Here is a 23382-nt window from a genome sequence, read left to right on the forward strand (position 1 = left end):
CTCACCCTGACTCTCTATATACTGATGGATTGTTTCAACAGGTGCTATATTTCAAAGATTTCTTTTGTTCTCTCTGATATCTTATCGTCCAGCATCTTTCTGCTATATTTCATAACCAGAATCAAACAAAAACACTGAATGAGAATTATTATCTAAACTCATTATGTACACTCACTTATTGCTTATTTCGACCGTCCAAATTTCAAGAGCATATTGTTCTTTTTTATTATAATACATTTATTGCATCAGAACAAGCGTTTTTGTGATTTTTTATGAATTTGAGCAGACATGCTCGAATGTGCAATTTATCCCATCACCTATAGGTGAGGGAATTCTTGCTGCGGTTGTTAAAATGTAATAAGAATAAGAGGCATTTTCAATCAGGGAATCTTTTCCTGTATAGGTGTTGCTGCTTGTCTGTCCTCTGTTTGTCACTGTGATCGTTACAGAGTCGGAATCTGTGACCTGCTTCTGGTCTTTCAGAAGGGAAAGATCACTGACCTTTACAGGGAAAGTAACACCTGTTACATCGGTTCCATTGGGGTCTACGTGATAAGCGGAATTTTCGTTCATCATACCTGCTGTTCTTGATTTATTAAGAGTTGCAGATGTGAAAGCATCAACTTTTACATCATTATTTTTCAGTTCTGCCTTATAAAAATCATCGTATGGAATATTCATAAGCACATAAGCATCGCCCTGCTGTGCTTCAGCAGCAAAAGCATCCAGGACATCTTCGGTGGTAAATTCTTCCTGCGCATCCTCGGCAACAAACTAACCAAAGGGATTTTACTTTTACCAAAAGGGAGTGACTTCTGCCAAAGATATTCATATAGGATTGCTATAGGTAGGCTGTCAGCAGTAATCGCATAAATTAGCCACTACTAACTTATGAAATAGTAACATGTCTGTCTGGAAAAATCCACACTTTTTTACCGGAGATATTCGTCATTTTTTTTCAATAAATGCTTTCAGCGAAAATCAGTATTAGTTATATCTAACTTGTGGTTGCGGGAATGTTTTTTCTGTGTTAAAATGTCTGAAGAATTCTGATAATTCCATTTTGGATTTTTTTGAGAGGAGAAAATAGATTTATGAGGCAAAAAACAGCCTGCCTTGGGCTTTTTTCAGCTGTGGCGATTATTTTGGGATATGTGGAATCACTGATTCCGGTTTTTGCGGGGATTCCGGGAATTAAACTTGGACTTGCCAATCTGGGAGTACTTTTTATTTTGAAGAAATATTCATTTAGGGAGGCTGCCCTGGTTTCCGTTGTCCGCATTCTGGTGATTGGATTTATGTTCGGAAATCTGTTCAGTATCCTGTACAGTCTGGCAGGCGCCGTGCTCAGTATGACAGTTATGACACTTATGCTGAAAAACACCTCCTTCAGTCTGATCGGTGTCAGCGTTGCAGGAGGTGTTTCCCATAATATCGGTCAGCTGATCATTGCCATGCTGATCGTACAAAATGCAAGTGTGTTTGTATATGCACCTGCACTGCTTGTAGCAGGGGTTGTGGCGGGAGTTGTGATCGGCGGACTTACTGCTGAACTCTGCAAGCGGGTGCAGCTTCCATATGAATCATAAAAACTAGCTCTTTTTATATATGAGCTGGTTTTTATGATTCTTGGAATTTAGGTCAACCATATGGGTCAGCCATATCAAGCCGAAGAGTTGATTTGATTTTGAATTCCTGAAATTTAAGTCAACCATATCCTGCTGATTTCTTAGTCTTCTTCTATATGATCCCGTCCCTGATTGATGATGGTACGGACATGGTCGTCTGCAAGGGAATAGAAAATGGATTTCCCCTCTCTGCGGCTTTTTACCAGTTTGTTCTGCTTCAGGATGCGAAGCTGATGGGAAATGGCAGACTGGGTCATGTTCAGTACCTTTGCAAGATCACATACGCAGACCTCTGCCTCAAATAAAACAAAGAGAATCCGGATTCTGGTAGAATCTCCAAAAACCTTGAAAAGTTCTGCCAGATCATAAAGCTCTGTTTCCTCGGGCAGGGTCTCATTTACAATCTTCAACAGGTCTTCATGAACCTCGAAACCATCACATACTTCATCTTTACGTTCTTCCATTCTGTCATCTGTTTCCTTTCTAATTGTTATCAGTTCTAATATTTATCCATACTTACAGTTTTTTCACAAATAATACACGAATCGCATTCAGTACTGCAATGATCATAACTCCTACATCTGCGAAGATGGCCATCCACATATTTGCAATACCAATGGCACCCAGGATCAGGCAGAGAACCTTGATACCAATAGCAAAGTAGATATTTTCATATACAATGCGGATACACTTACGTGCGATTTTAATTGCTTTGGAAATTTTCAGCGGGTCATCATCCATCAACACAATATCTGCTGCCTCGATCGCTGCATCGGAGCCAAGAGCACCCATGGCAATACCGATATCTGCCCTGGACAATACAGGAGCATCATTGATGCCGTCACCTACAAACGCAAGTTTAGCCTTTTCAGACTTCTGATTAAGAAGTTCTTCTACCCTGGAAACTTTGTCAGCAGGTAAAAGTTCGCTGTATACTTCCTGGATTCCCAGTTCTTCGGCAACCTGATCTGCAACACGTTTTGAATCGCCTGTCAGCATAACAGTCTTGCTGATTCCGGCTTTCTTCAGTTCAGCGATTGCCTCTTTTGCATGAGGTTTGATGATATCGGATATCAGGATATGTCCTGCATATTTGCCGTCAATGGCCATATGCACAACAGTTCCTACATGATGGCAATCCTGATAAGCAATGCCAAGTCTGTTCATTAATTTGGTATTACCGGCAACTACAGATATGCCGTCAACTTTGGCAATCACACCATTACCACTGATTTCTTCAATATCAGTAACACGATTTCTGTCGATTAGTTTTCCGTATGCTTTCTGCAGGCTCTTACTGATCGGATGGGAGGAAGAACACTCGGCAAGTGCTGCATATTCTAACAATTTTTCGTCAGGCATTTCGTTGTGATGAATACCACTTACTTCGAAGACACCCTGAGTCATAGTACCTGTTTTGTCAAATACAACATATTTTGTCTGAGCCAGTGTTTCCAGATAGTTGGAACCCTTGACCAGAATGCCCTGATTGCTGGCTCCGCCGATTCCTGCGAAGAAACTTAACGGGATGCTGATGACCAACGCACATGGACAGCTGATTACAAGGAAGGTAAGGGCTCTGTAGATCCAGTCTCCCCACATGGCAGGTTTTCCCATAATAAGAAGTACGATCGGCGGGATAAATGCAAGAGCAAGGGCTCCGTAACATACTGCAGGTGTATAGTATTTCGCAAATTTGGAAATAAAATTTTCAGATTTTGACTTTCTGGAGCTGGAATTCTCTACCAGTTCAAGGATCTTGGATACTGTAGATTCACCGAATTCCTTAGTTGTACGGATCTTCAGCAGACCTGTCATATTGATACAGCCACTGATCACTTCATCGCCTGCTTTTGCATCACGCGGAAGACTCTCACCTGTCAGTGCACTTGTATTTAATGTAGAAGTTCCCTCGGTGATCACTCCATCGATCGGTACTTTTTCACCCGGCTGAACAACAATAATGGTTCCGATCTCAACTTCATCAGGATCAACCTGTTCCAGTGTTCCGTCTTTCTCTATGTTCGCATAATCAGGACGGATATCCATCAGTTCACTGATGTTTCGTCTGCTCTTTCCCACTGCATAGCTCTGGAAAAGCTCTCCAATCTGGTAGAAAAGCATAACTGCAACACCCTCGGAATAATCGCCAAGGAGAATTGCACCTACTGTGGCTACAGCCATCAGAAAGTTCTCGTCAAACACCTGTTTATTTAAAATACCCTTAAATGCTTTCTTCAGGATATCATAGCCGATGACCAGATATGGGATCATAAAAAGAACAAATCTCAGGTATCCCTCTGTCGGCAGTAAGGAAAAGACCACGATCAGCACTGCTGCTATGATAATTCTGATCAGCATTTTCTTCTGCTTCTTGTTCATATCAATACCTCTCTCTTCTTATAAAAGCAGGACCGCTGCAAAAAACTTTCCGGCGAAAAGCTCAGTGCCGGGATACGTTTTATGCAACAGTCCATCCTCCGGATAACTCAGGATTAAAGATAAATCTCGCAGTCGTCTTCTACCTTCTTGCAGTTCTTTAATACGTCTTTCATAACTGCTTTTGGATCCTGTCCGTCTTCGAATTCAACGATCATCTTCAGCATCATAAAGTTAACTGTTGCATCTTTAACACCGGTTGTATTCTTGGCAGCTTCCTCCATTTTGTTAGCACAGTTTGCACAGTCTACATCGATTTTATAAGTTTTCTTCATAATATTTTCCCTTTCCGCTCATCTCTTTTATATTAACATATGAGCACTTGTTCATTTGTTTGATTCTATTATAGCATTATTTTCTCTTCTGTCAATAGTTTTGAGGAGATTTCTTTACGGAAATCAAAAGTTATGTTATAATCCATGTTATTATAGTTTAACGTGTTGCTTTAATGTTTTAAAAAACAGGATATTATTATCTGGCAGGTATCAAAATCATAAAAAGAAATAGGATACTCTTTGACAGAACATAACTGTCTGTACTGTTTGCGTACAGCAGTTCACAGCAGCAATATCGGAAAGAAAAAAGGAGGGTATCAATATGGCGATACATGAATCAGGAGAAGATTATCTCGAAGCGATCCTTATGATCAAAAAAAGAAATGGTAATGTCCGCTCTATCGACATTGCGCATGAACTGTCTTTTTCAAAACCGAGTGTCAGTATTGCAATGAAGAATTTGAAAGCCAGTAATTACATTACGATTGATGAAAATGGATTTATCAATCTGACGGAAACCGGGCAGGAAATTGCAGATAAGATTTATGAAAGACATACCTTTCTGACCGGATGGCTGACTTCTATCGGAGTTGACCCGAAGGTTGCAGCCGAGGATGCCTGTAAGATGGAGCATGCGATCAGCGCAGAGAGTTTTGCTGCCATTAAGAAGTCTATTGCAGGCACGCATGAAAATTATAGCAATCCTCGTAAATAATGCATTTAAGACAGTTCAGCAGCGTGCGAAAGACAAGGAAGATATCTGCAGGCGTGCTGACGCACGGCAAAGATATCTGACGCAGGATTTCACACTCTGATGGGCTGGATTAAGATGCATTATTTTAGAGGATTGCTATAAATAAAAACATAATAAAAACCATATCCCGGATTTTCAGAGACTAAGCATCTGTTGCTTTATCATGAAATCCCGGATATGGTTTTTTATAGTTATCTTTATGCTTCCTCTTCTTTTGGAAGAAGATTTCTCATACTTCTTAAACTGATAGTCAGTGTTGACATGTTATGAAGCAGTGCGGATGTTGTAGGCATAATGATACCTGTAACTCCAAGTGCGATCAGACCACCGTTTATACCAATAATAGTTCTGTAATTATTATGGATACGCTTCATCAGCGCTGTGCTCAGTCTCTTTAACGTAACAATCTCATGGAGATTATCTGCAGAAATTGTAACATCTGCGATTTCACGTGCAATAGCTGCGCCATCACTGATAGCAATTCCCACACTTGCAGAAGAAAGTGCCAGAGAATCATTGATCCCATCACCGATCATAATAACTTTATGACCCAGTTCTTTTTCTTTCTCTACAAAAGATGCCTTATCTTCCGGCAGAACTTCGGAGTAATATTCATCTACACCTACACGTTTCGCAATAGCTGCTGCTGTACGTTCACTGTCACCGGTCATCATTACGACTTTTGTAATGCCGGCTTCTTTTAATTCACGTACTGCATCTGCAGCCTCTTCACGAAGCGGATCCTCTACACAGATAACTGCTGCAAGTTTTCCTTCGATTGCAAGATACAGGTGAGAACATTCTAATGGCAGGTGTTCAAATCTGTTTTCCATTCCTTTCGGAATTACACACTTTTCATCTTCCATTACGAAATGCCAGCTTCCGATCACTGCCTTTTTGCCTTCAATAGTTGTAGAAATACCATGAGCTACGATATATTCTACTTTGGAATGCATTTCCTCATGAACAAGATGTTTCTCTTTGGCTGCATTGACAACTGCTCTTGCCATGGAATGAGGGAAATGTTCCTCCATACATGCTGCAATACGCAGAAGCTCATCTGAACTCAGCTCTTCACTGAAAGATACCACATCTGAAACTACAGGCTTTGCTTTTGTAAGTGTACCCGTCTTGTCAAATACAATAGTCGTGGCATCAGCCATTGCTTCCATATATTTACCGCCCTTTACAGTAATACTGTGAGTACTTGCCTCACGTATAGCGGATAATACGGAAACAGGCATGGCAAGCTTCAGTGCGCAGGAGAAATCTACCATAAGTACCGCAAGGGTTTTCGTCATGTTTCTGGTAAGCAGATAAGTTATCCCTGTACCTGCAAGAGTGTATGGTACAAGTCTGTCTGCAAGATGTTCTGCATTACTTTCCACAGAGGACTTCAACTTCTCAGAATCCTCGATCATGTTGACGATCTTCTCATAGCGGCTGGAACCTGCTGCTTCTTTAACCTTAACAGTGAGTTCGCCCTCTTCCAGAACAGTTCCTGCATAGGCAAAGCTGCCTTCTGCTTTACGTACAGGTGCAGATTCACCTGTCAGAGAAGTCTGATTGACCATTGCTTCTCCTGCTGTAACATTTCCGTCAAACGGAATCACATTACCCATATGTACGCGTATCAGATCACCTGCTTTAACAGAAGAAGCAGGTATAAGAACCTCCTGTCCGTCTTCGTTTACAAACCATACTTTCTCTGCATTGATAGACATGCTTCTTGCAAGGTCATTGACGGATTTCTTATGTGTCCATTCCTCAAGGATCTCACCGATTCCAAGCAGGAACATGGTGGAACCTGCAGTATTGAAGTCACCGCGGAGCATAGATACACCGATTGCTGTTGCATCCAGAACAGGTACCTCCAGTTTTCCCTTCATCAGAGTACGTACACCATGATAAATGTATTTTACTGATTTCACTGTAGTGATCGCTACACGTACCGGGTATGGCAGAAACATTTTATTTAATGTACGCATTACTACAGAGTTGATCAGTTTTTCTTTATAGGTTTCGTTTAATTCACGTCCGGAATTCTCAAGTGCTGATTCAGATACCTGAGCAGTTTCATAGGAAAATCTGCTCAGTAAACGAATCAGCCCATCTCTGCTGCCGGTATAGACAACAGCGACATCCTGAGTCCTTACATAAACCGATGCCTTGCTGATATTTGCCTCTTTCTCCAGATAACACTGCAGAATATCCGCCTGTCTGTAGGTCATGTGTTTCTGGGCAAGGTGGATACGGATTCGTCCTTTTATTTCATGCTTAATAGCAAATTTCATTATTCCTCGCTGCCTTCTTCTGTTTCTTCTGTCTCTTCTTTGAAATCTGTTGTCTCTTCTGTTTCTTCAGCTGTTTCTTCAGCTGTATCTTCTACCACTTCCTCAGCTGCTGCTCTGTCTTCATTGATCTGCTGTGCTTCTGCATAAATATCCTCAGCATTCTCCTGAATTGCGGAAGCTGTTTTCATTACACATGCCTTTGCACGTAAAACGGCTGCTGTGCAGTTTGTGTATAATTTCTTTGCATCTTTACTTGTAAGAATCTTGATACCTGCTGTACCGAAAGCTACTCCTGCTGCAAAGATTCCTGTTTTTTTACCGTCAAATTTAATCATTGATGTATCCTCCTGTTGTGATTTTTAATTTATTGTAACCATTCAGCACCCTTTCGGTGCTGAACAGTTATGAACTGTTTTCAGATAAATATGATGGGCAAACACATTATTGCGACATCAGCTTATTTATATTTCATGTATTATACAGCCAAAATTCTCATATTTCTACTTTTTTCTTCTTGTTGAGAAATGTTCTCATTTCAGATATGTTAAGAAGGTTACCGGAAACCGTATTGCCAAAAGAGAGTAAAAAACTGAAGAAATATAAGAAAGCCACCGGAAATTATACTCTTCAGTATTTCCCGGCGGTCATCAGTTCGTTCTCTATTTAAATTTTTACTTGTTTTCAATGTTTAAAATCACAGGAATTTACGAACATCCGCTCGATTTCCTGTTTGTCAATGTATCCACAGGCCTTCAGTCCTGTCAGGACTACATTGTTAAAACTGTCTTTTGATAATTTCTGGACTGTATTATCATCCAGCTCGATGGTGCATACACTTTCATCTTTACAATCCGGATTTCTCACGATTTTATACATATTTCTTCTGCTGATCGCACCAATTTCTTCCAAAAGGTTTACCATACGGTACACCGTAGCTGATCCGATGCCCGGATCCAGGCGGGATGCATTGTAATAGATTTCTTTACAGCAGGAACACTCATTTTCAAGAATGACTTCCAACAGCATTCTTCTCTGTTTGGTAATCCTGCATCCTCGCTTCTTTAATTCCTGGATTACAACATCTTTCTGCATTCGGGTTCTCTGGTAATTGGGCTCTTTACAATTTTCCTGTCTCTGTAATGCTGCTGCTCCCAAAATCACATCATCCTTCCGCTTGTTAATTTCTGTTTCCTGACATATGGCTGCTGTTTGGCATCAGGTTTCAGTAATATGCCTGATTCTCAATGGCACCCTCTGCAGTGGCTGCAGTCTCCGCCACATGATGACTTGCCGCTTTTTTTGTCTCTGACGATTCCTCTTATGATCAGTCCGACAATTAAAATCAAAATTGCTCCTACAATCAATGTTCCCATAAATGACACCTCCTGCTTTATATCATTATCATACACATATAATCACTATACTGCAATCTGATAATCAGCAGTCCACTAACTGTGAAGATACGTTACTGTTCACTTCGTTCTCAGTAACACGCTCCGCGATGAAAAAGGTATGAAACAGTTGCAATTCTGTTTATCAGAACCCGCACCACCAGATGGGACGCAGGCTCTGATCTTATTACTGTTTTATCTGGCTTTTGCCATACCCTTTACATTTACATTAAGGCTGCTGCTTTCCTTATAAGGTCTGAACAGCAGATATAAAAATCCGATGATAATTGCGAATGCAACCACCGTCCAGATACCGAAACCACCGCCTGTAACCAGTGTACCGATCTGATAGATACACAGAGACACAAGATATGCAAGTCCACACTGATATCCGATTGCAAATAAAAACCATTTTGTATTGTTCATCTCTCTCTTGATCGCACCCATAGCTGCGAAGCAAGGAGCACAAAGAAGGTTGAATACCAGGAAACCGTAAGCTGCGATCGGTGTCATGGCTGCTGCCAGGTTACCCCAGATCTCAGCACCGTCTTCTGCAACTTCTGCGAATCCATAAAGCATACCGAATGTAGCTACTACATTCTCTTTTGCGATCAGACCTGTAACAGCTGCAACTGCCATCTTCCATCCTTCGCCGGCTTTTGTCCAGCCGAGAGGTGCAAAAATCCATGCGATTGCTGTACCGATCTTAGCAAGAATACTCTCGTTAAGTTCTTCAACCATACCGAAGCTTCCGCCTTCCCATCCGAAGCTCATTAAGAACCACAGAATGATTGTTGAAAGAAGGATGATTGTTCCGGCTTTCTTAATGAAGGACCAGCCTCTTTCCCACATACTTCTTAAGATGTTGCTGACTGTTGGCCAGTGGTATGCAGGAAGCTCCATAACGAACGGAGCCGGATCACCGGCAAACATTTTTGTTTTCTTTAAGATGATACCGGAACAGATAATTGCTGCGATACCGACAAAGTAAGAACTTGTTGCAACCCATCCGCTGTTTCCGAAGAACGCACCTGCGATCATGGCAATGATCGGAAGTTTAGCTCCGCAGGGAACGAATGTAGTTGTCATGATTGTCATCTTTCTGTCACGGTCATTCTCGATCGTACGAGAAGCCATAACACCGGGAACACCACATCCACTGCCGATAAGCATTGGAATGAAGGATTTACCTGAAAGACCGAATTTACGGAAAATTCTGTCCATGATAAATGCTACACGAGCCATGTAACCACAGGACTCAAGGAATGCAAGGAATGCAAACAGTACAAGCATCTGAGGTACGAAACCGAGAACAGCTCCCACACCGGCTACAATACCGTCAAGGATCAGTCCCTGTAACCATGCTGCACAGCCAATCGCATTCAGTCCGGATTCAATTGCCGGAGGAATGATCTCACCAAACAGAACATCGTTTGTCCAGTCAGTTACGAAAGCACCAACTGTAGTTACAGATACATAATATACAATAAACATTACAACTGCAAAAATCGGCAGTGCCAGCCATCTGTTGGTAACAATACGGTCGATCTTATCAGATGTGGAAAGTTTATCTTTTCTTGCCTTAGTCACACACTGACCAATGATAGAAGAAATATAAACATATCTCTCATTTGTGATAATACTTTCTGTATCGTCGTCAAACTCATCTTCCATTTCTTTGATCTCGGCAGATACATTTACGGATGTATTCATCTGCTCAATGATCTTGTCATCTCTTTCAAGAAGCTTGATTGCGAAGAATCTCTTCTGTTCTTCCGGTACCACACCGGTCAGTTTATTCTCAACTGCTCCGATGATTTCTTCTGCTTTATCACAGAATTCATGGACAGGTGTTATTTTCTTATGGCTCTGGGCAATGGAAACTGCCTTGTTTGCAGCTTCTGTGATTCCAGTTCCTTTCAGCGCGGAAATAGTAACAACTTCACAGCCAAGTTTCTTTTTCAGTTTATCAATATGTATTGTATCGCCATTTTTCTCAACGATATCCATCATGTTGACTGCCATGATGACCGGAATCCCAAGTTCCAGAATCTGTGTTGTAAGATACAGGTTACGTTCAATATTGGTACCATCAACGATATTGATGATCGCATCCGGTTTTTCCTGAAGAATGTAATTTCTTGCAACTACCTCTTCAAGTGTATATGGTGATAAAGAATAAATACCAGGTAAGTCAGTGAGAACAACATCTTTGTGTCCTTTCAGCTTACCCTCTTTTTTCTCGACAGTTACACCTGGCCAGTTACCTACAAACTGATTTGAGCCAGTCAGTGCATTGAATAATGTCGTTTTACCGCAGTTCGGATTACCTGCGAGTGCAATTTTTACTGACATAATCTCTCTCCTCTGATTTCTTGATCTCTTTCATTTTGATCGCTTTACCCAATCTTTCTGCTGTTGATATCAATTTCAACAGTTATTAGTCATCACTAATACTTAGTTTTTATTAACTATTAGATAACACTAATTGTTAGAAAGTCCTAACATGATGTCAAAAAAATTATTCCACTACAATCATTTCGGCATCTGCTTTACGTAAGGATAATTCATATCCTCTTACAGTTACTTCTACAGGATCTCCCAGAGGTGCAACTTTTCTTACATAAATTTCCACGCCTTTAGTGATTCCCATATCCATGATTCTTCTCTTGACCGGACCTTCACCGGTAAGCTTCTGGACTTTAACGGTCTCTCCAACATGAACTTCTTTTAATGTCTTCAAGTTTCTTTCCCTTCTTTCCCCGGAGCGTGTCTGAAAAATCATTTCCACAATCTATACGCTCTGGAATTTTATTTTTCTTTCAGGAAGAAATTATGGTTCAGACCATAATCTTGCTTGCCATATCTTTTCCAATGGCAACCCTGGATTCTTTAACATTAACGATCAGGCTTCCGTTAATCTCAGAAACAACTGTGACAACTCCTCCTACTACGAAGCCGAGCTCCTCAAGATGTCTCTTTACTTCTTCTTTGCCTCCGATCCTTTTGATTGTAAAAGGTTCACCGGCATTTACCATTGATAACGGCATTTCTTCATCCCTTCCTTTGCATTTAATAAGTGATAAACATTATCTTTATCATGTGGTTAGTGTATTCTAATTTTGGTTAGATGTCAATAACTTTATTGATATTTTTATTGAAAAAGTTTTTCATCTGTAAACATTAATAAATTTTTTCATTTATTCGTTGTTATATCACTGCAATCTGCATAATAATTAAACTTCATTCATGCATTCAATATGTAGTATTGATATCGCAAAGTAGTCAATGTTTCAGGTTTCTTAATTAATTTTACAATTCGTCGCTTAGCAGCAACGTGTTTCAAGAATACCATTCAGTGCATTTCCGCTGCTGGTATGGCAGCGAACGATATCTGTAGAAGAACCAACTTCATCCAGAGCACACTTTACCATTTTATGAGATACAGTATTTGTAAAAAGTACGAGCAGATCCGGACATCCTATTTTTTTACTGAAGTCTGCCTCCATCTGTGTGAATACTTTGCATTTGCATTTATAAGATTTACATATTTTCTTATACTGTGCCACCATACGGTCATGTCCACCTACGATTACGATACTCATATATTGTCCTCCTGATTTTAGTATATTTTATGAGTGCTATATTATAGTTATGCTTTCTTATAGTGTTAGTAGTTATTTATCTCTAACTATAAGTTAGTATAAGCTAACATGTCGTTTTTGTCAATACATTGCAATAAAATATATGTATTTAAAATAAAGTATATTGAAATACTATGAAATATGCAGTTAAGAAGATAAAACCATCCGTTTTGCTATATGTTTCTACAACAAATAACTAATTTATTGCTCTTGGTAATTGAAGCAAGGGGCTTACCTGGCTTCTAGTCAATCGGATATTCGCAATCCGCTTTCGCTACTTGCTCATAACCAAATAACTGCTTCGCAGTTTATTTGGTTAAATTAATTATTCGTGTTTATCTGATCGATAAAATAAACAAAAAGACCACCATACTTCCTTGTATAATGGTCTCTTTAGCAATTACAAATTATATTTTAGGTGCTCATCTTAGAGCGTGTTTGAAAAAAGCTTTCTGCAAAATATTCTGCAAATTATGGAAGTGCAACGTGCTCTAAAATTCCTGTAAGATGAGCAATCGTTATTCCATAATTCGTCATTGGGACATATTGATTTCTGGCTTTATCAATACGGTACATTACATATTTGCGATTAAACATACAGGCACCGCATTGGATGATCAGATCATATTTAGTAAGGTCATCAGGAAAATCTGTTCCGCTTACCAGACTTACATCCAGTTTCTCTCCAAAACGTTTTTTGAGCATTCGCGGAATCTTCACTCTTCCGATATCCTCCTTCAGAGGTGCATGGGTACAGCATTCTGCAATGAGAACATGTGAATTTTCGTTAAGAGTATCAATTGCCTTTGCACCTTCAATATAATATGGTAAATCTCCCTTGTATGCTGCAAAAAGAACTGAAAAAGAAGTCAGCATACTCTCCTTTGGTTTATTTTCATATACATAGGAAAATACCTGCGAGTCTGTAATGATTAATTTCGGAGGTACTGCGAGATTCTCCAAGGCTGACAGATACTGATCTGTTGTCACACTCATTACCAGACATTTTTTGTCCAATAGCTCTCTTAAAGTTTGCACCTGTGGTAATATCAGTCTCCCTTTTGGTGCCTGAATGTCCTGTGGCATCACAAGCAGAACCAGGTCACCGGTATCAACCAGATCACCGGTAATCATCCTGTTTCCATATCCTTCCGGAATACTTCGGGCAAGCAGTTCCTTCAAATTACGGATTCTCTCTCCTGTTTTAGCACTGATCAGACAGACTTCTTCCTTTGTGTTCCTTTGAATCAGGTGAGCAAGTTTTTCTTTTTCTTCCTGCGTGTACAGATCTGTTTTATTGAGAACGGGAACCACAGGCGTATTTTTCTCTTTAAAGTAACGATACCATTTTAATTCCTGCGACATTTCTTCTTCACAGAAGAGAATAATTGCCAGGTCCGTCTTCTGCGCTGCCAGTTCTGTTTTTTCGATACGTAAAGCTCCAAGCTCACCTTTATCATCAAATCCCGCCGTGTCGATCAGGACACAGGGGCCGAGAGGGTAAATTTCCATAGCCTTGTATACAGGATCCGTAGTAGTTCCCGCAACATCTGCTACAATAGATACTTTCTGTCCGGAAAACGCATTGATAAATGAAGATTTTCCGCTGTTCGTTTTTCCAAAGATTCCAATATGCAGACGATTTGCAGAAGGTGTTTCATTTAATGTAACAGCCATATTTTTTCCTTTCACAATATAATAAGTCAAACGAATAAAATCATTCGCGTTTGCGACGTGGCTCTACACTGGATAACTGTTTCGCAGATGATTTCTGTCAGAATCTGAAATCACGCTGCCCATTTACGATATCTGCCAGATGTTCTTCTGTAAGCCTCTTTACTTTTTCACTTGGAATATTTTCGAGTTCCTTCTGAATCAGTTCCAGACCGACTTTCTTAGTTTCAGGACTTGCATAATCCTGTAAATATTCCATTAAAGTCATCAAGGCATTTGGATGACAACAGTTTGAAATCTGTTTACTTTTGCACAATGACATAAAACGGTCACCGGTTCTTCCGGCTCTGTAACAGGCGGTACAAAAGCTTGGGATGTCTCCCATATTCATCAGCCAGTTTACGATCTCATCAAGCGTGCGCTGATCGCTGACATCAAACTGAGCAGATGTAACCTCATCTTCCGTTTCAGGCTTATCATATCCACCGACACTGGTCCTTGAAGCTCCACTAATCTGAGAAACACCTAAAGGAAGAACTTTATCACGAACAACCTGACTCTCTCTTGTTGAAATAATCATACCTGTATATGGAACAGAGATTCGGATCAGTGCACAGATTTTTGCAAAAATCTCGTCGCTGATACTGTTGTCAAATGCAGACGGATCAATGTCATCCGCATGTTTGATACGTGGCACACTAATCGTATGCGGTCCTACACCATGAACTGCTTCCAGATGCTCTGCATGCATCAGAAGTCCTGCAAATTCATATCTGTAAAGTTCCAGTCCGAATAATACACCCAAGCCGACATCGTCAATGCCACCTTCCATCGCGCGGTCCATTGCCTCTGTGTGATATGCATAGTTATGTTTTGGCCCTGTTGGATGAAGTTTTTCATAGCTTTCTTTATGATATGTTTCCTGGAAAAGAATGTAAGTACCGATTCCGGCTTCTTTTAATTTACGGTAATTTTCTACTGTTGTAGCCGCGATATTTACATTTACACGACGGATCGCACCATTTTTATGTTTGATACTATAGATCGTTTTGATACATTCCAGAATATATTCAATCGGGTTATTGAGCGGATCTTCACCCGCTTCAATAGCGAGTCGCTTATGTCCCATATCCTGCAATGCGGTAACTTCTTTTACAATTTCTTCCTGTGTTAATTTCTTACGGGCAATGTGCTGGTTTTTCTTATGATACGGGCAGTACACACAGCCATTTACACAATAGTTAGACAGATACAGAGGCGCAAATAAAACAATTCTGTTTCCGTAGAATTCTTTCTTGATTTCCGCTGCCAGATCATACATCTCCTGAATTTTCTCAGAAATTGGACAGGCAAGAAGAACAGACGCTTCTCTGTGCGTAAGACCTTTACATTCTTTTGCTTTCGCAAGAATCTGATCGATCAGTTCCACATTCTCCTTGTTTGCGTCTGCATAGGCAAGGGTTTCCCGGATTTCCTCGTCGGAAATAAATTCTTCTGCTTTTAATGATTTTGGATTATACATAGGCTTTTTTCCTTTCTTTTCGGTCAGGAGCTTTCTTATCAACTGCTTTCCGATTAGTTTTTATTTTTCTATATTCAGTTTTATATTCCGCATACTGCGGATGCTTAAGTTATTCAGAAGTGACTCTTTTTGTAAAGCATTCTGGAACTTCAGAAAAATCAGCTTTACATTCAGACCTTATAATCGCCTCTGTCCGTCACTACTTCATAACCAATGCTCTTCATTCTTGCTGCCATACAGGCCTTACATTCTGCTGCTTCGTCACCGGTGCAGATTTTGTTATCATAAAGTTTGTATTTATCTCTGACATTAACCGGAGAAAGGTTAGGCATTACGACGTTTCCGCCAGCCAGAATTCCCTTCTCTCTTCCTTTAGAATCAATTGTTCCAAGTGCAGTTGTCGCTGGCAGAAGAACATGTGGATGAATCAGTCTGATGATTGATAATAATCTCAATGTCAGATCCAGTGTCCCTGCAGGCTGATCTGCAAACGGAGTATCCTTATGGGGAATAAAAGGTCCGATGCCAACCATTTCAGGTTTCAATTCTTTAACAAACAGAAGATCCTGATAAAGGGTGTCTACCGTTTGTCCCGGTGATCCTACCATAAATCCGCAACCGGTCTGATAGCCGATTTTTTTCAGAACTTTCAGGCAGTTTTTTCTGTTGTTTAAAGACATCTGTTGTGGATGGAGTTTTCTGTAATGTTCTTCATCTGCAGTTTCGTGTCTTAACAGATATCTGTCAGCTCCGGCATTAAAATATGCCTGATAACTTTCTTCGCTCTTCTCACCAATGGATAAGGTTACTGCACAGTCCGGATATTTTGATTTAATTTCCTGAACGATCTGGCAGATCTTCTCATCTGTATAATAAGGATCCTCTCCTCCCTGTAATACAAATGTACGAAATCCCAGGTTCCATCCGGTTTTACAACAGGATAGAATCTGTTCTGTTGTAAGGCGATATCTGTCGGCTTTTGCATTCGCACAGCGGATGCCACAATAATAACAGTTATTTTTACAATAATTAGTAAACTCAATCAGACCGCGAATGTATATTTTATTTCCATAGATCTGTGTCGCTGTCTGCTGTGCCTTTTTATGAAGTTCCTGTATCAGAAAGGAATCTTGTGTCTGTAAAATCGCGCCTAATTCTTCCCTTGAAATACTTTGCGTATTTTGGATACTCTCTAACATTTTAAAATCTGCCGACACTATGTAATCCCCCTCTTGTTATATGTTTTCTGCCTTTTTTGAGCAAACTGTTTTTGCAGAAATCCCTGCAAGCCGCCCGATTTTTCCTGTCATTGCATTAATCATATCCTGGGGTGCATCCATCGCCACGCTGATAATATTAACACCACGCTGTCTGTATGGGATTCCCATTCTTCCTATGATATATTCACCATATTCGTGAAGAATCTGATTCAGCTCTTTCACAGAATCAGACTCTTCAACTATAATTCCAATCACCGCAATTCTGCTCGCCATAGAAACACCTCATTTCAGAAATTTTCTCAGATAATTTTCAAAATTAATATGTACAGAAATTTACAACTCTCTGAATCTGATGACTGATTGGATAATAGTCGTATCCATAAACTCCAGTCATCCATCCTGCATACTGAGCCTCCGGATCATAGTAAAGGCCATTTATTTCTACCCAGCAATGACGTGTAAATCCATCTGCCGCTCCATCTCTGCTTCCCGGTACCCGTCCACAGATCATATATGGTGTATATCCTATTTCTCTTGCAAGAGCAGCAAAAATACAGGAAAATCCATAACAGTTGCCATATCCTGTACGAAACATCCTCAATGCCTCACTGCGCGCCCAGCCACTCTGGTAAATGTTAGGATCCGGACCACCATAGTAAAATCCTCCGTAAACAACATATTTCCAACATGCATAAAGCTTCTGGCTCTGACTCATACCTGAATTTGTGATTGACGATACAATCTGCATCACACGCATTTTCAGCAGAGCATTATAATCTTTTCTTGCAGCACCGGAATTGGTAAAATAAAGCTGGCCGTTCTGTCTGGATTTCTTCTGATACAGCCTTCCTTTTGGATCCGCATAATACAGATTATTCTTATAGATAAAATATCCAATGCTGGCACGGCCGTGTTCTGTCCTTATATGATAAATATTGGATCCGGATTTTACAATTTTATTCTGTTTATTCTCAAATAAACGTCCTTTCTCATCAAAAACATAAACTACATTGTTGATACGCTGTCCTCCTCGCACAGCATTTCCATTTGCGCCAAAATAATACTTATAACCATTATATCTCTTCCATTTGTTCTTAACCTTCTTTCCCTTGTAATAATAGTGAATCTTATTTCCCTTTGTAACCAGTTCTCTTATGGGAACCGGAGATGGCGTCGGGGATACCCCGGGCTGCTCTGTAACAGGAATATCACTTTCCGCAGCCTGTACACCAAATACCGGCATAGCTAAAACAGCAACTGCCATTATGATAAAAAGCAACTTTTTCAATGTTTTCATAAACCTTTTTCTCCTTACACATTTTCATAATCTCAGAAACAAAATATAACTACACACCATGACTACAATCCTGTCTCTTCCATTACCTTCTTCACTTTAGTGTAACAAAAAATTTATCTGATTTCCACATTTTTGTGGCATTTTAGCAAAAAATACTGCTGTCCGAACTTTTATCAATGTTTCGAACAGCAGTATCTGCTATATCTCTGAATTATTATAATTTCTTACCTGTAAGCATTTCATAACCCTGAAGATATTTTCCGATTGTCTTATCTACAATATCCTGCGGAAGTGTCCAGTCATTGTCCGGATTTGCTTTCAGCCAGTCACGTGCAAACTGTTTGTCAAAGGATGGCTGACCATGTCCTGGTTCATATCCTTCAGCAGGCCAGAAACGGGAGCTGTCCGGTGTGAGCATCTCATCACCGATTACCATGTTTCCGTCTTTATCCAGACCAAATTCAAATTTAGTATCTGCGATAATGATTCCCTTGCTTAATGCGTATTCCGCACATTTCTTATAAAGTGCAATTGTATTATCACGAAGTTTTGCAGCTAATTCCTCTCCTCTGCCCGGGAAATATTTCTCAAGGTGAGCGATGCTCTGCTCATAGGAGATATTTTCGTCATGATCGCCAATCTCAGCCTTTGTGGACGGAGTATAGATCGGCTCAGGAAGCTTGTCAGATTCCTTCAGTCCTTCCGGTAATTCAATGCCGCAGACTTTACCTGTCTTCTTGTAGCTTTCCCAGCCGCTTCCTGTAATATATCCACGAACAATACATTCAATAGGCAGCATCTCAAGCTTACGGCACATCATGCTGTTTCCGTCAAATTTCTCCTGCTGGAAAAATTCAGGCATATCTTTTACATCTACAGAAATCATGTGGTTCGGCAGAATGTCTTCTGTCATGTCAAACCAGAACTTGGACATCTGAGTCAGTACAGTTCCCTTCTTGGTTACCTGATTGTTCAGGATAACATCAAAGCAGCTGATGCGGTCTGTCGCAACCATGATCAGGCTGTCACCGTTGTCATAAATCTCACGTACTTTACCTTCTTTGATTGGTTTCATTTCCTGCATTTTTTCGCACCTCAATATTCGTTATGTAATTTGTAAAACTCCAAAATCATCGGCCTTTGCCGAAATTACTGTATTACCGTACCACTATCTCTGTAAGATTGTCAATACACTGAATTTTATTTAGCTTTGCTGATAAAATGTAAGCAACTGTTAATTCTCACTTCATATCACGAAACGGCTTTATTCGTCCTTCGCCCATCCGTAAGAATATTTCACAGCCTTATTCCATCCTTTGATCTTTTGCTCTCTTGTTTCTTCAGTGATAGACGGGTAGAATTTCTGGTCAATGGACCAATTGTGGCGCACTTCTTCTTTACTGCTCCAGTAGCCTACTGCCAGACCTGCCAGATAAGCAGCCCCCATTGCAGTTGTCTCAACACAGCATGGACGGTTGACCGGTGCATTGATAATATCTGCCTGTGTCTGCATCAGGAAATTGTTGGCACTGGCTCCGCCATCAACTTTTAATGCCGCCAGATTAATGCCTGAATCTGCTTTCATGGCATTTAGTACGTCATTTACCTGATAGGCAATAGATTCCAGCGTTGCGCGGATAATGTGATATTTGTTCACACCGCGGGTAATTCCTACGATCGTACCTCTCGCATACTGATCCCAGTGGGGAGCTCCCAGTCCTGTAAAGGCCGGCACAACATAACATCCATGTGTATCTGATACTTTATTTGCCATATACTCGGAATCTTCAGAGGAATCAATTACCTTTAATTCATCTCGCAGCCACTGGATAGCTGCACCTGCAACAAAAATTGATCCTTCCAGTGCATAGGTTACCTTTCCGTCCAATCCCCACGCAATCGTAGTAACCAGTCCGTTCTTTGAAAAGACAGGTTTCTCTCCTGTATTCATCAGAAGAAAACATCCTGTGCCATAAGTATTTTTTGCTTCTCCGGCATTAAAGCAGGTCTGGCCAAACAAAGCAGCCTGCTGATCACCTGCTGCACCTGCAATAGGGATAGCACCGCCAAGGACTGCCGGATCTGCTTTTCCATAAATACAGCTGGATGGCATTGGTTTGGGAAGCATGGACTTTGGAATGTCAAGTTCATTCAAAATTTCCTGATCCCACTGTAAAGTATTGATATTAAAAAGCATGGTTCTGGATGCATTGGAATAATCTGTAACATGGACTCTGCCCTTTGTCAGTTTCCAGATCAGCCAGGTTTCCACAGTTCCAAACAAAAGCTGCCCTTTCTGTGCTTTCTCTCTGGCTCCTTCTACATTGTCCAGAATCCACTTTATTTTTGTCGCAGAGAAATAAGCATCGATCACAAGCCCTGTTTTCTCCCTGAATTTCTCAGTCAGTCCTCTGGCTTTCAGCGAGTCGCAGTATTCCGATGTTCTGCGGCACTGCCATACGATCGCATGATAGACAGGTACGCCGGTATTTTTATCCCATACGATTGCAGTTTCTCTCTGGTTTGTGATTCCGATCGCAGCGATCTTTGAAGCATCTGCTCCGATCTTGGTCATTGCCTCTACTGCCACACCCAGCATACTGGCCCATATCTCATCTGCATCATGTTCTACCCAGCCCGGTTTCGGGAAATACTGGGTAAATTCTCTCTGTGCAACACTTAAACGTTCTCCCTTTTCATTAAACAGGATACAGCGGTTGCTGGTCGTCCCGGCATCCAGTGCCATAATATATTTTCCCATAAAAGATTTCCTCCGTTCTCTTTCAATGTACTCTCGGAATCTTTTTGTACTTGATTTTGTGAGAAGATTTTTTGTTAGATGTGCCCAAATTTTTGAGGCGTACGCGGTGCGTACGTTGATAAAATTCGGGTGCAGCTAACAAAAAATCAGCCGCAAAAGCAAGTGCAATAAAGACTCCGAGAGTACATTTTATTATTATAACCATACCACAAACATCTGAAGGTTGCTATTCTTTTTTATTCATGTTATGATGCAGACAAAACAAACCTGTTATTGTTCACTCCGTTCTCAGTAATACGCTTTGCAGGATATTATCAGTGAACAGTAACACAAACCTTACTGCTATTATAGAAAGATGGAGTACAATATTTTGAAGAAAAAAGAATTCATTTTTATAGGTGGTATCCTTATTCTTGCACTTGCGATGTGGGGAGGAATGTTTCTTATAAATAAGGGCAGTCATGGTTCCATCCGCATTACTGTAGACGGAGAAGAATATGGAACTTATTCTCTGGAAAAGGATCAGACGATTAAAATCAACGATACAAATGTCTGTGAGATCAAAGACGGTCAGGCACGTATGATCTCTGCACAATGCCCCGATCATCTGTGTATGAAACAGAAGGCAATCGATGAAAAAGGAGGCACCATCGTATGCCTCCCTAATAAAGTCGTTATTGAAGGGGAAAAAAGTACTGACAGTAAAAAAACTGACGAACCGGTAATTGACGCAGTAACCTGAGCTCTCCGTTGCCTGTAACTGAATAACTGTTTCACAGTTCGGCTAAAAAGCAAAATTAAAAGGAACCATATTATACGGCAGCTATATGATGATACACACCAGCCCGCCCTTACTGTCATTGACAATTTTCTGCATGGTATCCTGAAGCTTTACCTGGCTTTCTTCGCTGATAGCTGCAATCTTGCTTCGGATGCCATCCTGTACCAGCTGCTCAATGGATTTACCGAAAATATTAGTCTCCCAGATACTCTCCCCCCTCTGGCTGCCTTCGTCAATATACTGGATCAGATCCTTTGCCTGCTGTTCTGTTCCTACTATGGGAGCAATTTCAGTTTCTATATTTGCCTTTATCATATGGATAGACGGACTCTTTGATTTTATCTTTACTCCATATTTATTTCCCTGTCGGATCACTTCAGGCTGTGCGATCTCAATCTCATCCAGATTCGGGACAACCACACCATAACCGGTTCCACGCACTGCTTCCAGTGCAGCCTGCACTTTTACATATTCCTCTTTCATATGTACCAGTTCCTGCATTGTATGGATCAGTTCATATTCACTCTCCATTTCGATCCCACTCATCTGACTGAGCATCCTGTAATAATATTCTTCCTTTATGCGTATTCTTACCTTTACTGTTCCATCGGATAAGCCTACATCTTCCAGAAGGGAATCCTGTACATAAGGTCCGGATAATTTTACAGATTCCTTTGTGATATCACGTATATGCTGCATACTTTTCATTTTATCCCTGATCTGTGAAAGGATCTGCTGTTTTAACTCATGCTCCAGGGGAAGCATTTCTACCCAGCGCGGAATAAAAAACTGAATCTGACTGACAGGAAATTCATATAAAACCTTCTCCAGAATCCTGGCAATATCTTCTTTTCTCAATTGGTCACAGTTTACTGTCAGAGCAGTTACCTTATATTTCTGTTGGATTTCTTCCGCTGTTTTCAGAGCCGCATCTTTATATGGCATCTGCGAATTTACCAGCACGATAAATGGTTTCTGCTGTTTTTTCAGTTCCTGAATAGTCTTCTCTTCTGCCTCCGGAAAATTGTCTCTGGGAAGTTCACCGAAACTTCCGTCAGTTGTGACCACAATACCTATTGTGGAATGCTCCTGAATTACTTTCTGTGTTCCGATGCGTGCGGCCTCGCGAAATGGGATTGCCTGCTCAAACCAGGGAGTTTTTACCATTCGTTCTTTCCCGTCCTCCGTCTGCCCGGATGCACCCTTTACCAGAAAACCCACACTGTCGATCAGGCGGATCTTTACCTGCTGATCTTCTCCGAGAGTGATGGGAACTGCTTCTTTGGGAATAAATTTTGTTTCTGCTGTGGTGATGATTTTGCCTGATCCGCTTAAAGGAAGCTGATCTCTGATCTCTGCCTGCTTTGTATCTGACATCTGCGGCAATGCAACAAGTTCCATGAATCTGCGGATAAATGTAGATTTTCCTGTGCGGACAGGTCCTACGACCCCTATGTATATATCTCCCCCTGTACGGGCCTGGATATCACGATACACCTGAAAATTTTCCATAAAAATAGCCCCCTTGCATATTTACACATAGCCTTCATGTATTGTTATAAAATATGCAAGGAAGCTTCAAAATATTCTATTTATCGTTTGGACATATTGTTACTGTTCACACACCACTATCCCGCGAGGTGTTTTGGCATGAATATGCCAAAATCCCGAGACATACAAGCCAAAATTCCATTGCCGCAGG

The 23382-nt window shown here is 40.7% G+C and carries 23 protein-coding genes; 3 read left to right on the plus strand and 20 right to left on the minus strand.

The features are described from left to right. Positions 1-270: 270 nt before the first annotated feature. On the minus strand, positions 271-687 hold the full coding sequence (locus I4V44_RS15665; protein WP_243102276.1) for a hypothetical protein: 417 nt from the start codon (positions 685-687) through the stop codon (positions 271-273). 407 nt (positions 688-1094) lie between these two features. On the opposite strand from I4V44_RS15665, the gene I4V44_RS15670 reads away from it, so the two are divergent. Beyond that, complete coding sequence (locus I4V44_RS15670; protein WP_118759388.1) at positions 1095-1589, plus strand: Gx transporter family protein; 495 nt, start codon at positions 1095-1097, stop codon at positions 1587-1589. Between the two features lie 140 nt (positions 1590-1729). On the opposite strand, the gene I4V44_RS15675 is transcribed toward I4V44_RS15670, so the two are convergent. The 3 genes from I4V44_RS15675 to I4V44_RS15685 all read right to left on the minus strand — a co-directional run bounded on the left by I4V44_RS15675 (position 1730) and on the right by I4V44_RS15685 (position 4342). Continuing rightward, positions 1730-2092 carry an ArsR/SmtB family transcription factor gene (locus I4V44_RS15675; RefSeq protein ID WP_019161538.1) on the minus strand — a complete coding sequence of 121 codons (363 nt, stop codon included), beginning with the start codon at positions 2090-2092 and terminating at the stop codon, positions 1730-1732. A gap of 52 nt (positions 2093-2144) precedes the next feature. Next, positions 2145-4010, minus strand: a complete 1866-nt coding sequence (locus I4V44_RS15680) for a heavy metal translocating P-type ATPase (RefSeq protein WP_118759389.1) — start codon at positions 4008-4010, stop codon at positions 2145-2147. 113 nt (positions 4011-4123) lie between these two features. Beyond that, the gene (locus tag I4V44_RS15685; protein WP_118409392.1) at positions 4124-4342 is read right to left on the minus strand and encodes a cation transporter; all 219 of its coding nucleotides are present in this window, start codon (positions 4340-4342) and stop codon (positions 4124-4126) included. Positions 4343-4664: 322 nt separating this feature from the next. Between I4V44_RS15685 and I4V44_RS15690 the strand changes: the two genes are divergently transcribed. Beyond that, positions 4665-5057 (plus strand): metal-dependent transcriptional regulator, encoded by a 393-nt coding sequence (locus tag I4V44_RS15690; RefSeq protein WP_196002941.1) that lies wholly within the window; start codon positions 4665-4667, stop codon positions 5055-5057. Between the two features lie 236 nt (positions 5058-5293). Here the strand turns inward: I4V44_RS15690 and I4V44_RS15695 are convergent, their stop codons facing one another. The 15 genes from I4V44_RS15695 to glpK form a co-directional block, all read right to left on the minus strand. Continuing rightward, positions 5294-7390 (minus strand): heavy metal translocating P-type ATPase, encoded by a 2097-nt coding sequence (locus I4V44_RS15695; protein WP_196002942.1) that lies wholly within the window; start codon positions 7388-7390, stop codon positions 5294-5296. After that, positions 7390-7725 (minus strand): DUF6110 family protein, encoded by a 336-nt coding sequence (locus tag I4V44_RS15700; protein WP_119241867.1) that lies wholly within the window; start codon positions 7723-7725, stop codon positions 7390-7392. Before I4V44_RS15700 ends, I4V44_RS15695 begins: the two co-directional genes overlap by 1 nt. Before the next feature lie 346 nt (positions 7726-8071). Further along, positions 8072-8482, minus strand: a complete 411-nt coding sequence (locus I4V44_RS15705; RefSeq protein WP_008703065.1) for a transcriptional repressor — start codon at positions 8480-8482, stop codon at positions 8072-8074. Between the two features lie 149 nt (positions 8483-8631). Further along, a complete protein-coding gene (locus I4V44_RS15710) occupies positions 8632-8763 on the minus strand; it encodes a FeoB-associated Cys-rich membrane protein (protein ID WP_008703063.1) in 132 nt (43 codons plus the stop codon). A 213-nt stretch (positions 8764-8976) separates the two neighbouring features. Then, a complete protein-coding gene (gene feoB / locus I4V44_RS15715) occupies positions 8977-11136 on the minus strand; it encodes a ferrous iron transport protein B (RefSeq protein WP_196002943.1) in 2160 nt (719 codons plus the stop codon). Positions 11137-11302: 166 nt separating this feature from the next. Beyond that, positions 11303-11524 carry a FeoA family protein gene (locus I4V44_RS15720; protein ID WP_022380698.1) on the minus strand — a complete coding sequence of 74 codons (222 nt, stop codon included), beginning with the start codon at positions 11522-11524 and terminating at the stop codon, positions 11303-11305. A 97-nt stretch (positions 11525-11621) separates the two neighbouring features. Beyond that, positions 11622-11831, minus strand: coding sequence for a FeoA family protein (locus I4V44_RS15725; RefSeq protein ID WP_008703058.1), 210 nt, complete (start codon positions 11829-11831; stop codon positions 11622-11624). A 276-nt stretch (positions 11832-12107) separates the two neighbouring features. After that, the gene (locus I4V44_RS15730) at positions 12108-12386 is read right to left on the minus strand and encodes a DUF2325 domain-containing protein (protein WP_119243539.1); all 279 of its coding nucleotides are present in this window, start codon (positions 12384-12386) and stop codon (positions 12108-12110) included. A gap of 510 nt (positions 12387-12896) precedes the next feature. Next, positions 12897-14102, minus strand: coding sequence for a [FeFe] hydrogenase H-cluster maturation GTPase HydF (gene hydF, locus I4V44_RS15735; RefSeq protein WP_196002944.1), 1206 nt, complete (start codon positions 14100-14102; stop codon positions 12897-12899). A gap of 97 nt (positions 14103-14199) precedes the next feature. Beyond that, positions 14200-15621, minus strand: coding sequence for a [FeFe] hydrogenase H-cluster radical SAM maturase HydG (hydG, locus tag I4V44_RS15740; protein ID WP_196002945.1), 1422 nt, complete (start codon positions 15619-15621; stop codon positions 14200-14202). A gap of 170 nt (positions 15622-15791) precedes the next feature. Beyond that, positions 15792-16820 (minus strand): [FeFe] hydrogenase H-cluster radical SAM maturase HydE, encoded by a 1029-nt coding sequence (gene hydE / locus I4V44_RS15745; protein WP_196002946.1) that lies wholly within the window; start codon positions 16818-16820, stop codon positions 15792-15794. Positions 16821-16856: 36 nt separating this feature from the next. Continuing rightward, positions 16857-17114 (minus strand): TM1266 family iron-only hydrogenase system putative regulator, encoded by a 258-nt coding sequence (locus I4V44_RS15750; protein WP_118633535.1) that lies wholly within the window; start codon positions 17112-17114, stop codon positions 16857-16859. A 43-nt stretch (positions 17115-17157) separates the two neighbouring features. Further along, entirely contained in the window at positions 17158-18138 is a 981-nt protein-coding gene (locus I4V44_RS15755) for a transglutaminase domain-containing protein (protein WP_196002947.1), read from the minus strand. A 214-nt stretch (positions 18139-18352) separates the two neighbouring features. Further along, complete coding sequence (locus tag I4V44_RS15760; protein WP_020993888.1) at positions 18353-19222, minus strand: phosphoribosylaminoimidazolesuccinocarboxamide synthase; 870 nt, start codon at positions 19220-19222, stop codon at positions 18353-18355. Positions 19223-19402: 180 nt separating this feature from the next. Continuing rightward, a complete protein-coding gene (gene glpK, locus I4V44_RS15765; RefSeq protein ID WP_025577002.1) occupies positions 19403-20899 on the minus strand; it encodes a glycerol kinase GlpK in 1497 nt (498 codons plus the stop codon). 370 nt (positions 20900-21269) lie between these two features. Here glpK and I4V44_RS15770 point away from each other — a divergent pair, with 370 nt between their 5' ends. Continuing rightward, positions 21270-21641 carry a NusG domain II-containing protein gene (locus I4V44_RS15770; RefSeq protein ID WP_243280299.1) on the plus strand — a complete coding sequence of 124 codons (372 nt, stop codon included), beginning with the start codon at positions 21270-21272 and terminating at the stop codon, positions 21639-21641. Positions 21642-21722: 81 nt separating this feature from the next. On the opposite strand, the gene spoIVA is transcribed toward I4V44_RS15770, so the two are convergent. Then, entirely contained in the window at positions 21723-23192 is a 1470-nt protein-coding gene (spoIVA, locus tag I4V44_RS15775) for a stage IV sporulation protein A (protein WP_008703041.1), read from the minus strand. Between the last annotated feature and the right edge of the window lie 190 nt (positions 23193-23382).

It is taken from the genome of Blautia sp. 1001283B150304_161114_C9 (assembly GCF_015668165.1).
GTDB lineage: Bacteria > Bacillota > Clostridia > Lachnospirales > Lachnospiraceae > Blautia_A > Blautia_A wexlerae.